Origin of the sequence: Bathymodiolus japonicus methanotrophic gill symbiont (assembly GCF_019721995.1) — a bacterium.
Classification (GTDB): Bacteria; Pseudomonadota; Gammaproteobacteria; order Methylococcales; family Methylomonadaceae; genus Methyloprofundus.
This window is the reverse complement of sequence record NZ_BLYC01000076.1, coordinates 1-11,696: the sequence shown is the minus strand read 5'-3', so window position 1 is coordinate 11,696 and position 11,696 is coordinate 1. Positions and strand designations below refer to the sequence as shown.

General features: G+C 44.0%; 18 protein-coding genes and 1 pseudogene. 11 read left to right on the top strand and 8 right to left on the bottom strand.

The genetic code is table 11. The features are described from left to right. Window positions 1-309, bottom strand: a complete 309-nt coding sequence (locus K6984_RS28850) for a hypothetical protein (RefSeq protein WP_221894087.1) — start codon at window positions 307-309, stop codon at window positions 1-3. Window positions 310-568: 259 nt separating this feature from the next. Between K6984_RS28850 and K6984_RS28845 the strand changes: the two genes are divergently transcribed. Next, window positions 569-754 carry a hypothetical protein gene (locus K6984_RS28845; RefSeq protein ID WP_221894088.1) on the top strand — a complete coding sequence of 62 codons (186 nt, stop codon included), beginning with the start codon at window positions 569-571 and terminating at the stop codon, window positions 752-754. Window positions 755-849: 95 nt separating this feature from the next. Here the strand turns inward: K6984_RS28845 and K6984_RS28840 are convergent, their stop codons facing one another. The 4 genes from K6984_RS28840 to K6984_RS28825 form a co-directional block, all read right to left on the bottom strand. Continuing rightward, window positions 850-1,593, bottom strand: a complete 744-nt coding sequence (locus K6984_RS28840; RefSeq protein ID WP_221894089.1) for a transposase — start codon at window positions 1,591-1,593, stop codon at window positions 850-852. Between the two features lie 20 nt (window positions 1,594-1,613). Beyond that, window positions 1,614-1,787 (bottom strand): hypothetical protein, encoded by a 174-nt coding sequence (locus K6984_RS28835; protein WP_221894090.1) that lies wholly within the window; start codon window positions 1,785-1,787, stop codon window positions 1,614-1,616. Window positions 1,788-1,805: 18 nt separating this feature from the next. Next, complete coding sequence (locus K6984_RS28830) at window positions 1,806-2,120, bottom strand: hypothetical protein (RefSeq protein WP_221894091.1); 315 nt, start codon at window positions 2,118-2,120, stop codon at window positions 1,806-1,808. A 425-nt stretch (window positions 2,121-2,545) separates the two neighbouring features. Beyond that, the gene (locus K6984_RS28825; protein ID WP_221894092.1) at window positions 2,546-2,764 is read right to left on the bottom strand and encodes a hypothetical protein; all 219 of its coding nucleotides are present in this window, start codon (window positions 2,762-2,764) and stop codon (window positions 2,546-2,548) included. A 12-nt stretch (window positions 2,765-2,776) separates the two neighbouring features. On the opposite strand from K6984_RS28825, the gene K6984_RS28820 reads away from it, so the two are divergent. Beyond that, window positions 2,777-2,920, top strand: coding sequence for a hypothetical protein (locus K6984_RS28820; protein ID WP_221894093.1), 144 nt, complete (start codon window positions 2,777-2,779; stop codon window positions 2,918-2,920). On the opposite strand, the gene K6984_RS35415 is transcribed toward K6984_RS28820, so the two are convergent. From K6984_RS35415 to K6984_RS35410, 3 genes are all read right to left on the bottom strand, one after another. Further along, window positions 2,917-3,042 (bottom strand): hypothetical protein, encoded by a 126-nt coding sequence (locus K6984_RS35415; protein ID WP_263458916.1) that lies wholly within the window; start codon window positions 3,040-3,042, stop codon window positions 2,917-2,919. The two genes, K6984_RS28820 and K6984_RS35415, sit on opposite strands and share 4 nt — an antisense overlap. A gap of 150 nt (window positions 3,043-3,192) precedes the next feature. Further along, window positions 3,193-3,591 (bottom strand): YqhA family protein, encoded by a 399-nt coding sequence (locus tag K6984_RS28815; RefSeq protein WP_221898445.1) that lies wholly within the window; start codon window positions 3,589-3,591, stop codon window positions 3,193-3,195. Then, the gene (locus tag K6984_RS35410) at window positions 3,570-3,692 is read right to left on the bottom strand and encodes a hypothetical protein (RefSeq protein WP_263458915.1); all 123 of its coding nucleotides are present in this window, start codon (window positions 3,690-3,692) and stop codon (window positions 3,570-3,572) included. The genes K6984_RS28815 and K6984_RS35410 overlap by 22 nt, the downstream gene beginning before the upstream one ends. Here K6984_RS35410 and K6984_RS28810 point away from each other — a divergent pair. The 9 genes and pseudogenes from K6984_RS28810 (at window position 3,649) to K6984_RS28775 (ending at window position 11,696) form a co-directional block, all read left to right on the top strand. Beyond that, window positions 3,649-3,864: a hypothetical protein gene (locus tag K6984_RS28810; protein ID WP_147883717.1), complete on the top strand. Its 216-nt coding sequence runs from the start codon at window positions 3,649-3,651 to the stop codon at window positions 3,862-3,864. The two genes, K6984_RS35410 and K6984_RS28810, sit on opposite strands and share 44 nt — an antisense overlap. Before the next feature lie 882 nt (window positions 3,865-4,746). Next, window positions 4,747-6,402, top strand: coding sequence for a glutamine--tRNA ligase/YqeY domain fusion protein (locus K6984_RS28805; protein WP_221898444.1), 1,656 nt, complete (start codon window positions 4,747-4,749; stop codon window positions 6,400-6,402). Between the two features lie 32 nt (window positions 6,403-6,434). Then, window positions 6,435-6,986, top strand: coding sequence for a globin family protein (locus K6984_RS28800; RefSeq protein ID WP_230988347.1), 552 nt, complete (start codon window positions 6,435-6,437; stop codon window positions 6,984-6,986). Between the two features lie 250 nt (window positions 6,987-7,236). Further along, window positions 7,237-7,335 (top strand): annotated as a pseudogene (locus K6984_RS35405) (TetR family transcriptional regulator); the annotation flags it as partial. A 35-nt stretch (window positions 7,336-7,370) separates the two neighbouring features. After that, the gene (locus K6984_RS31880; RefSeq protein WP_230988203.1) at window positions 7,371-7,688 is read left to right on the top strand and encodes a TetR-like C-terminal domain-containing protein; all 318 of its coding nucleotides are present in this window, start codon (window positions 7,371-7,373) and stop codon (window positions 7,686-7,688) included. A gap of 84 nt (window positions 7,689-7,772) precedes the next feature. After that, window positions 7,773-9,071, top strand: coding sequence for an MFS transporter (locus K6984_RS28790; RefSeq protein WP_221898443.1), 1,299 nt, complete (start codon window positions 7,773-7,775; stop codon window positions 9,069-9,071). A 308-nt stretch (window positions 9,072-9,379) separates the two neighbouring features. Beyond that, a complete protein-coding gene (locus K6984_RS28785) occupies window positions 9,380-10,108 on the top strand; it encodes a hypothetical protein (protein WP_221896612.1) in 729 nt (242 codons plus the stop codon). A gap of 500 nt (window positions 10,109-10,608) precedes the next feature. Continuing rightward, window positions 10,609-10,776: a hypothetical protein gene (locus K6984_RS28780; protein WP_221896607.1), complete on the top strand. Its 168-nt coding sequence runs from the start codon at window positions 10,609-10,611 to the stop codon at window positions 10,774-10,776. After that, window positions 10,710-11,696, top strand: a complete 987-nt coding sequence (locus tag K6984_RS28775; RefSeq protein WP_221898442.1) for a transposase — start codon at window positions 10,710-10,712, stop codon at window positions 11,694-11,696. Before K6984_RS28780 ends, K6984_RS28775 begins: the two co-directional genes overlap by 67 nt.

The window sequence follows — 11,696 nt, the reverse complement described above, 5'->3', positions numbered from 1 at the left end:
TCAGTGTTCCCCTATCAATTGAGGCCGTGAAACTAACCTCGCCACAAGAGAGCTCATAAAGCACTGTAAAGACATTCCTGTTATTATTGCGTTTTGAACTGCCCGAATGGTATACGAGCTGATACGAGATATTCTTGCCTGGAAAAATAATGGATTCACAAAACGATCTCGTTTTTGGGCCTGTTGCTGCCTAATCTCCAGAGCCTCGCTATATTTTTTATCCGATGGATGAATCAATTCTGGCTGTTGTGTTTTTGAAATCTCTTCAAACACGCGCATTAAATTATAGCTCATTGCAGTCAGGCGCATTTGATTTTCAAGTGAGCGGGTATTGGAAGATCAAGCTTTAGTTTCCTTCGCTGCCAGCCATGGAGAGCGAAAGCGAGGGCTGGTAGTCCCCAGAAGGCGTAGGGCCGTTGTTTTGTCGGAATCGTAGCGCTCAGGCGCGCCATGCTACCTCACGAAATTCCGGGACTCCTGTCGCCGTAATTCGTTCACCTACGCAGCGAATAGGAGATGCTCCAGCCGCCCTGCGTCCGCCACAGACTGAGCACAAAGCAGCTCAGTCATGGCTACCACAAATGGCTCTACGGCTATTCGGGATAAAATTTTAGCCTCCCTCGCGCGCTATCGCGCACTTCGGATTGGCAAATTTCCCTGCGCCTTCTGGAGACTATCAGCCCGTCCGGGGCTGACAGCGAGCGTAGGTGTAGACAAAATAAAAGGCATTCCGAAACGCCGTCCAGTCATTTGAGGGAGTGTTACGAAGCCAGCACCGAGTTTACGATGGTAATGGCGAAGTGGCACGTACGCAGGACGTCTGGGGCGCCGAAGGCATTAGTGGTCGCGTTAAGTTTTTGCCGCTTGCTTGGGCTGGGATGCCCAAAACAAGCTTTCGCAAAAATAGCGACTCCCCACGAAATTACTTTTAGTGTTATTGAATGTCTTTTCAATCGTCCATCGCTTGAAATACAGCATGGCAATGGTTCCAGGGTTAATAGTCATTGGCAAGGTTGTCACAAACCGGTGAAGTTTTCCGGTTTCTGGATCACGGTAATCCACCACGTTAAATTTGATGCCCTTGTTTTCGTACACACTGTATGCTTCAACCCCTGTATTGATCTCATGGCGGGAGTCAAAAGGGATAGACTCAACCAGAGTCGCAATTGAATTTTCTTTTAGCATTGAAATCATGTAATTAGCATGTCGTTTCTGCCGATCCCACCAGACAAAGTCGGTGACGGCTTTATCGTAGACATAGAGATGTTTCTGAGAGCTGTTATTTCCCTTGTTTTGCTTTTCAATATGATCTCGTAACACAGGTATTTCTTGATGCCTCTGAGTTCCGTTTGTCACCAGACAAAGAAATCTGAGCAACCCACTTCTGAGATTCAACGCGTAAATCCCCCCGGCCGCATAAACTTTCCCCTTGCTGTTTTTTTCAGTATGGCAGGCATGATCAATAAAATGTCCATCCGCTGCTTCTATGGTGTATTCGTCAAGTTCCGGGAATGCTTTAAGATAATCAATGCCTTGCGATAGCAGTGTTTCAGCGTGAAGATGATAGCTCTGCTGTTCAAATGCCTCAAGCATACTTGTTCGTCTATGCGACTTCAGTGATTTAAAATACGTTGAGTGGGGAAGCAGCTGGCCATCGCTGTCAGCCCCGGACGGGCTGATAGTCTCCAGAAGGCGCAGGGAAATTTGCCAATCCGAAGTGCGCGATAGCGCGCGAGGGAGGCTAAAATTTTATCCCGAATAGCCGTAGAGCCATTTGTGGTAGCCATGACTGAGCTGCTTTGTGCTCAGTCTGTGGCGGACGCAGGGCGGCTGGAGCATCTCCTATTCGCTGCGTAGGTGAACGAATTACGGCGACAGGAGTCCCGGAATTTCGTGAGGTAGCATGGCGCGCCTGAAATCTGTTCATTGGTTTGGAGGAAATGGCGACCACTATCGACTACACTGATACAGCGTAATAACCCAAGGCGAATAAAGTCGATATCCTTCAACTCTGGGCATGAACGAGCCCACAAAGGATGACGCTCTGCTAACAGGGCACGTTCCATACTTTCATTGCAGTGTTGGTGAATATGTTCAGAGAGTGGTAGGTCTTTAAGCATGGGTGATATCCGTTTATGAGGTGATTAAAACGGAAATTCTTAGAAAAATTCTTCGGCAAATGCAAGCTTTATTTGAAATTATTTGTTGTTTTTTTACGGTGCCTACAGAGTGTCTATTTGCTGTGATAAGTGATTAAAATCAAAAAGATGGAAATATTCGAGTGGTGCTACATTCAGGTAGGTTATAGGCTGCTTTGTTTAGGTACTTCTTCTTTCAATGGGAACACTGATGATAAACATGGTAAAACCACCTAAAATAAACCTCGATACACCAGCATTGTGTATTTCAGCTACTCAATAATTGGGAAACTTCAGTACAATAAGTTCATCCAATACACTGGTTGCCTGCTATCACTTAAACCCGGACGTAGCTGAAAAAGACTTTATTATGCAAACTGCCAACGGGCAAAATTATAACTTGACGTTTATTGAGCAGAAGGTACCTTACGCTTAAAATCGGGGAAACGGAGCCTAAGCGGAGTGATGATTTTTAGTCCCTGGTAGGCGGGCAGGGCAATTCGCTGATCCCAGGCGCGCCATGCTACCTCACGAAATTCCGGGACTCCTGTCGCCGTAATTCGTTCACCTACGCAGCGAATAGGAGATGCTCCAGCCGCCCTGCGTCCGCCACAGACTGAGCACAAAGCAGCTCAGTCATGGCTACCACAAATGGCTCTACGGCTATTCGGGATAAAATTTTAGCCTCCCTCGCGCGCTATCGCGCACTTCGGATTGGCAAATTTCCCTGCGCCTTCTGGAGACTATCAGCCCGTCCGGGGCTGACAGCGGAAGTGCGCTAGTAGCGCGCGATGGAGGCAAGAATTGCATTCCGAATAGCCGTCCAGCCATTTGAGGTAGTCTTAACGGAGCAGGGTTTTGTGCGTAGTTGAGACGGACGCAGGGCGACCAGGGCATCTCCCATTCGCTGCGTAGGCGAGTGAATGTTGGTGACAGGAGCCCCAGAATGTTGTGAGGTAGCATGGCGCGCCTGTACTTAATTCCCCTTAGGCAATAGCATTTGAAACGAATGAAAAGACTATTTTTTTCATATAGTTGTAGCATAGTTTCAATTTTACCATACTAACATCTCCCAGCTTGCCTCAGCGAAATGCAGTAGGGTGTATTTTAAAAAGAACACAAAAAGAATCACAATGATGACTTCGATCAACATCATTTTTAGCTGGCTAATATTGTGAATATTTAACCAGTCCAATTGATGCTCAGGCGATCCAATTGGGCGTCTTAAGATAAAAATCTGCAAGATACCATAGCTAAAAATCAACAGCACCAACGCGAACAGAAAAGCATCCAGAGACTCGGTCATATTAATCATTGCCATAGCTGAACTGCTCAGGTGAGGATCCAGAGCGATTTTGGTCTGAGCAGAAAAGTAGCTATCAAACGCATATAGAGTCTTTGACGCGCCAATATAAAACATAAAAGCAGAGCCTAAAAAGGACAGGCGCGCCATGCTACCTCACGAAATTCCGGGACTCCTGTCGCCATAATTCGTTCACCTACGCAGCGGATGGGAGATGCCCTGAACGCCCTGCGTCCGCAACGACTACGCACAAAAGCCGCTTCGTCATTACTACCTCACTGGCTGGACGGCTATTCGGAATGCAATTCTTGCTCCTCTCGCGTGCTGCTAGCACACGTCGAATCAGCGAATTGCCCTGTCGCCTATCAGGGACTAAAAATCACCACTTCGCTAAGCTCCGTTTCCATGATTTTCAGCGACTGAAGTTTCCCAATTATTGAGTAGCTGAAATACACAATGCTGGTGTATCGAGGTTTATTTTAGGTGGTTTTGCCATGTTTATAGCAAACCCCTACTTAATTCCCCTTAGGCAATAGCATTTGAAACGAATGAAAAGACTATTTTTTTCATATAGTTGTAGCATAGTTTCAATTTTACCATAAATAATTATTGGGAAACTTCAGTTGAGGAACAGGACCGGGTTTTGTCGCTGTACAACTACTGAGCAACAAACTAAAGACAAGCAAGTATATCGTTTTCATAAAATAACCTTTATTGATTGGAGGAAATCTAAGTGTGCAATACCTAGGCAACATGCACGAAATAAATCCTGAGAAAATTGTCGAAGTTATTCCGTGCACGTTCCTAAACCTTTCTTTTGCACTTAATAATCATGGCCTTTGGTAAAACTGGTGGTTATATAACTTTTCCTATACTGATATTAATCAGCGCTATAGTCACTTGCATAAAGCTTAAATCTCAGCGCTTAGCCGATCAGTATTTACCCATCGCCTTATATTTATGGTATCTTAATGCGCTAGAATACAAGGTGAATACGCAAAAATATTATATACAACAGTAGGGCGTGGCTTTAGGGAGCTGGAAATAAATAATTGTCCAATATTGGACAGGATTTTTGTTCGTATTCAAGGCGTAATAACAGGCGCATAGTAGGCTATGTAAAGTTACTACAACGCAGAATACGGACAAAAAGACCAGCAGTTTTGGATGATGTGTGTTTCCATCTCCTTTAGCCCGCCATGAATATACGCGGGCTAAAGCCACGCCCTTGCTTATATGACCCGAAACCTTTTCATGCGCCCTGCAGTATATGTGCGCACATATACAATTGATCAATAATACTCAATGTCAACAACTGAAAATAGTCCAGCTACAAATTTTATTCGTCAAATAGTCACTAAAGACCTGGCAGAAAAAAAACATAGTCAAGTTATAACCCGTTTTCCACCTGAACCCAATGGTTTTTTACATATAGGTCATGCTAAATCGATTTGTCTGAACTTTGGGATTGCGGCAGAAAATAATGGCAAATGTAATTTACGCTTTGATGATACTAATCCAGAAAAAGAAAGTATTGAATATGTGCGAGCTATTGAAAAAGATGTGCACTGGTTGGGTTTTGAATGGGCAGAATTAAGGCATTCGTCGGATTATTTCGAGTTACTTTATGACTTTGCAGTTGAATTAATAGAAAAAGGCCTGGCTTATGTAGACAGTCATAGCGCAGAGCAAATTAGAGAATTTCGTGGCACCTTAACCAAACCCGGTAAAGCAAGCCCTGATCGCAGTCGTAGCAAAGCTGAAAATCTGGATTTATTTGCCAAAATGCGCGCGGGTGAATTTGCTGATGGTCAGTATCTTTTGCGTGCCAAAATAGATATGGCCGCTGCGAATATTAATATGCGCGATCCGGCTTTATACCGCATACGCCGTGTGCATCATCAACGTACTGGCGATGACTGGTGTATTTACCCCATGTATGACTACACGGATTGCATATCTGATGCCATAGAAAACATTACCCACTCGCTTTGTACGCTGGAGTTTGCAGATCACCGGCCTCTGTATGACTGGGTGCTGGATAATATTACGATCGATAGTCACCCACAACAAATTGAGTTTGCACGTCTGGAACTGGAATATACCATCGTTAGTAAGCGTAAATTAAATCAACTGGTGGTCGATGGGCATGTCAGTGGCTGGGATGATCCACGTATGCCGACTATTGCAGGCTTACGTCGGGCTGGATTTACCCCGGGGGCTATTCGTGATTTCTGCGAGCGCATTGGGGTGACTAAAAAAGACTCGTCGATAGAAATGGCGGTGCTGGAAAATTGCATACGTGAAGATTTGAATAATACAGCTGCTAGAGCCATGGCTGTATTAGACCCTTTGAAAGTTGTTATAGAGAATTATCCGCATGACCAGGTTGAGCAATTAGAAGCTAGTAACCATCCACAAAATGAAGCAATGGGTAAACGCAAGGTTCCATTTGCAAAAGAAGTGTATATAGATCAGGATGACTTTGCCGATGTGCCACCACCTAAATATAAGCGTTTAGTTGAAGGCGGGGAAGTGCGCTTGCGCGGTGCCTATGTGATTAAATGTCATCAGGTGATCAAGGATGTAGATGGTAAAGTGATTGAGCTACGCTGCACTTATGATGAAAACACCCTGGGAAAAAAACCTGAAGGGCGCAAAGTAAAAGGGGTCATACACTGGGTGTCGGTTACACATGCTCTGGATGCTGAAGTACGTTTGTATGACCGGTTATTTAAGGTGCCAAATCCTGCAGCAGAAGATGATTTCTGTGCTGTCTTAAATCCTGGTTCTTTGCAAGTCATTAGCGGAGCTAAAGTTGAATCTAGTCTATCAACAGCTGGACTGGGCAGTCGCTTTCAATTTGAGCGCGTAGGCTATTTCTGTCTGGATACTGAAGATAGTTCGGCTGATAAGTTAGTGTTTAACCGTACTGTCACCTTGCGTGATACCTGGGTTTAATTCGCCGTAGTTTAATATATGAGGTTATCCTTATGATGTATGCAGTTTTGTTTGTGGTAATTTTATTGTCGTTTTTGCTCTTACTTGAAAATATTAAAAATCAGGCGAGGTATGCTCAGCAATATGTAGAAGAGGAACCATACCCGCTGACCGCGGAGCAGATAAAGTGTATTCGTAATTCCTGGCGGCGGATTATGCCTATAAAAGAAAAATTTGCGGAATTATTTTATGCACGCTTGTTTGAGCTTGACCCTAAAATTAAACGACTGTTTCGCGGCAGACTGGACTTTCAGGGGGAGAAGATCATGACCACATTAAATGTTGTGGTCAATTCTATAGAGGATATAAAGTCGGTGGAAGCCATGTTGCAGGCAATGGGCAATCGACATATCATCTATGGTGTACAGGCCGCACATTATGAAACGGTGGGTGCCGCATTGTTATTTGTACTGGAACAGAGTCTGGGCGATTACTTTACTGATGAGGTAGAAGATGCCTGGGTGACAGCTTATAGTTTAATTGCCTCGACAATGAAAGAAACAGCTTATCCCATCAGTGTTCCCATTGAAAGAAGAAGTACCTAAACAAAGCAGCCTATAACCTACCTGAAGGTAGCACCACTCGAATATTTCCATCTTTTTGATTTTAATCACTTATAACAGCAAATAGACACTCTGTAGGCACCGTAAAAAAACAACAAATAATTTCAAATAAAGCTTGCACAGGCGCGCCATGCTACCTCACGAAATTCCGGGACTCCTGTCGCCTATCAGGGACTAAAAATCACCACTTCGCTAAGCTCCGTTTCCATGATTTTCAGCGGAGGCAGCAGAAGAGATTGTCCAGGAAGATGGGTATTCTGCGTTAAAAGTGCGTAAAATTGCCGATGATATTGGTTATACCGTAGGAAGTATTTATATGGTTTTTACCAATATGAATGATTTAAATATGCATATTAAGGCGCGAACATGGCAGAAATTGCATCAGCATCTGCATGCGCAGCTAAAAAAAATGCACCTGTACAAAGTATTGCGCGTGCCTATCTTGATTTTGCCATTGCCAATCAAGGCTTGTGGCGCATGTTGTTCGAGCATCAATTAGCACTCGGCGAACTTGTGCTATCATGGTATATGCAGGAAACCCAGCAGGTCTTTGCGGTGCTTTTTAAAGTGCTAAGAGAACTGGATAAGCAGCATTCCGATGCTGAAGTACAGCTGGCTGCACAGGCGCTAATGAAAAGTGTGCAGGGAATAGCGAATGCAAAACCAAACCCAGCAAGCCATTAACTCAACTAAGGTAGAGGTTGAACTGCTAGCCACTTGTTTTATGCGTGGCTGGCTCGATGAGGCAAAGTAATGAATGGAGTTTCTATGCAGCAAGTAACGCCGATGGCAGAGCGTAGGGAATTAATATCCTGGGCATTGTATGATTTTGCTAACTCAGGTTATACCACGGTGGTGATGAGCACGATTTATAGCACTTATTTTGTCGGCGTTATTGCCGTCAGCAGTGTGGATATGGTGGCAGGCATGCCGACTCTTTTGTGGTCGATAGCTATAGGCCTGGCGAATTTTGTAGTGATGATTATCGGGCCTGTGGTAGGGGCGCTAGCTGATCACCAGGCGAGAAAAAAAATATTTTTATTGATCTCCAGCATCGGCTGTGTACTGGCAACCGCATTATTGGCATTTGTAGAGCCGGGGGAAGTGTTGTTATCAATGCTGCTGGTTACAATCTCAGCGATTATGTTTGCGCAAGGTGAAAACTTGATAGCCGCATTTTTACCAGAACTGGTGCCGAAAGAAAAAATGGGCCGCATGTCGGGCTATGGCTGGAGTGTTGGTTACTTCGGTGGTTTGCTAACCCTGGGATTATGCTTATGGCTTATTACCTGGGGACAGCAGCAGGGCATGGCGGATACCGATATTATTCCACTGACCTTGTTACTCACCGCTGGCATCTTTGCAGTTTCTGTCATGCCGACTTTTCTCTGGTTGCGTGAGCGCGCCGTGGCGCAGCCCGAAGAGGATATTTCCTATTTTCGTTTAAGCTTCAACAGGTTGCAGCACACTTTTAAGAAAGAGATACATTTTAAGGATTTTTTCCGGTTTTTATTATGCCTGGCAGTCTATCAGTCTGGGGTCAGTACGGTTATTGTACTGGCAGCAATCTATGCCCAGGAGGTGATGGACTTTGACCGGGAGGAGCTGATTATCTTAATTATGGTAGTTAATGTCACTGCAGCAGTGGGCGCGCTAATTTGTGGACACTTGCAGGATAAGATTGGCTCGGTACCGACCCTGGCAATTACGCTAGTATTGTGGATTATTGCAATTTTAACTGCTTTCTTTGCTACCGAGTCGGTGCATATGTGGATTGCCGGAAATCTTATTGGTGCTGCAATGGGCTCTAGCCAGTCTGTCAGCCGGGCGCTAGTTAGTAAATTTACCCCGGCTGAGCGCTCGGGCGAATTTCTTGGTCTGTGGGGCGTAGTGATTCGACTCTCTGCAATTGTAGGGCCACTCAGCTATGGGGTAGTAAACTTTCTTAGCCGAGGCGATCATAGACTGGCTTTGTTATCAACTTTAATGTTTTTTATTCTGGGCTTGTTGTTGCTGGTGTGGGTCGATGAAAGGCGTGGGAAAATAGCTGCAAAAGTACATTCCTAGTGCAACGCTAGCTATTATGAATTATAGTGAAACTGATTTGGCTACGTTGGGTTAACGGATTTTTGCTACAATTTTCATCAGTGTTCCCATTGAAAGAAGAAGTACCTAAACAAAGCAGCCTATAACCTACCTGAATGTAGCACCACTCGAATATTTCCATCTTTTTGATTTTAATCACTTATCACAGCAAATAGACACTCTGTAGGCACCGTAAAAAAACAACAAATAATTTCAAATAAAGCTTGCAATTGCCGAAAAAATTTTTCTAAAAATTTCCGTTTTAATCACCTCATAAACGGATATCACCCATGCTTAAAGACCTACCACTCTCTGAACATATTCACCAACACTGCAATGAAAGTATGGAACGTGCCCTGTTAGCAGAGCGTCATCCTTTGTGGGCTCGTTCATGCCCAGAGTTGAAGGATATCGACTTTATTCGCCTTGGGTTATTACGCTGTATCAGTGTAGTCGATAGTGGTCGCCATTTCCTCCAAACCAATGAACAGATTTATGGCCAGCTGCTTCCCCACTCAACGTATTTTAAATCACTGAAGTCGCATAGACGAACAAGTATGCTTGAGGCATTTGAACAGCAGAGCTATCATCTTCACTCTGAAACACTGCTATCGCAAGGCATTGATTATCTTAAAGCATTCCCGGAACTTGACGAATACACCATAGAAGCAGCGGATGGACATTTTATTGATCATGCCTGCCATACTGAAAAAAACAGCAAGGGGAAAGTTTATGCGGCCGAGGGGATTTACGCGTTGAATCTCAGAAGTGGGTTGCTCAGATTTCTTTGTCTGGTGACAAACGGAACTCAGAGACATCAAGAAATACCTGTGTTACGAGATCATATTGAAAAGCAAAACAAGGGAAATAACAGCTCTCAGAAACATCTCTATGTCTACGATAAAGCCGTCACCGACTTTGTCTGGTGGGATCGGCAGAAACGACATGCTAATTACATGATTTCAATGCTAAAAGAAAATTCAATTGCGACTCTGGGCGAGTGGCTAATGATTTACTGAGTATTAAACAGAAAAAAACAACAGTAGCTTTTAGTGAATGATTGTTTTTAAGGTGGTGCGTTAAAATCGCTCTAAATGGCTAAAAATCGCAAATGCTCTCTAACACCTCAACAATCAAAAAAGATAAGAATATTTACTCCTTGACGGTATATTTGACGGTATAAATATTAATATAATTTATCAATTACTTTAATATCAATTGGTTGTTTGTCTGTTTTGAGTACTGCCATCGGGCACCAATAGAAAATCCGGCAAATTCCGGTTAAGTACAGGAAGCTCAAGAGCCATAAGACCTTGGGCTTTTTTATGTCTTAGGGTACACGCAGCTCGAAAAACTCTCAATATACCATTACCAGAGGTACGTATAAAAGCACTTAGGTTCTACTAATAAGTGTGTTGTCCAACTCTATTAATCGTTTCAGTTTGATTTTCAGGCGCGCCATGCTACCTCACGAAATTCCGGGACTCCTGTCGCCATAATTCGTTCACCTACGCAGCGGATGGGAGATGCCCTGAACGCCCTGCGTCCGCAACGACTACGCACAAAAGCCGCTTCGTCATTACTATCTCACTGGCTGGACGGCTATTCGGAATGCAATTCTTGCTCCTCTCGCGTGCTGCTAGCACACGTCGAATCAGCGAAGGGTTATTACGCTGTATCAGTGTAGTCGATAGTGGTCGCCATTTCCTCCAAACCAATGAACAGATTTATGGCCAGCTGCTTCCCCACTCAACGTATTTTAAATCACTGAAGTCGCATAGACGAACAAGTATGCTTGAGGCATTTGAACAGCAGAGCTATCATCTTCACGCTGAAACACTGCTGTCGCAAGGCATTGATTATCTTAAAGCATTCCCGGAACTTGACGAATACACCATAGAAGCAGCGGATGGACATTTTATTGATCATGCCTGCCATACTGAAAAAAACAGCAAGGGGAAAGTTTATGCGGCTGGGGGGATTTACGCGTTGAATCTCAGAAGTGGGTTGCTCAGATTTCTTTGTCTGGTGACAAACGGAACTCAGAGGCATCAAGAAATACCTGTGTTACGAGATCATATTGAAAAGCAAAACAAGGGAAATAACAGCTCTCAGAAACATCTCTATGTCTACGATAAAGCCGTCACCGACTTTGTCTGGTGGGATCGGCAGAAACGACATGCTAATTACATGATTTCAATGCTAAAAGAAAATTCAATTGCGACTCTGGTTGAGTCTATCCCTTTTGACTCCCGCCATGAGATCAATACAGGGGTTGAAGCATACAGTGTGTACGAAAACAAGGGCATCAAATTTAACGTGGTGGATTACCGTGATCCAGAAACCGGAAAACTTCACCGGTTTGTGACAACCTTGCCAATGACTATTAACCCTGGAACCATTGCCATGCTGTATTTCAAGCGATGGACGATTGAAAAGACATTCAATAACACTAAAAGTAATTTCAAGGAAACTAAAGCTTGGTCTTCCAATACCCGCTCACTTGAAAATCAAATGCGCCTGACTGCAATGAGCTATAATTTAATGCGCGTGTTTGAAGAGAGTTTCAAAAACACAACAGCCAGAATTGATTCATCCATCGGATAA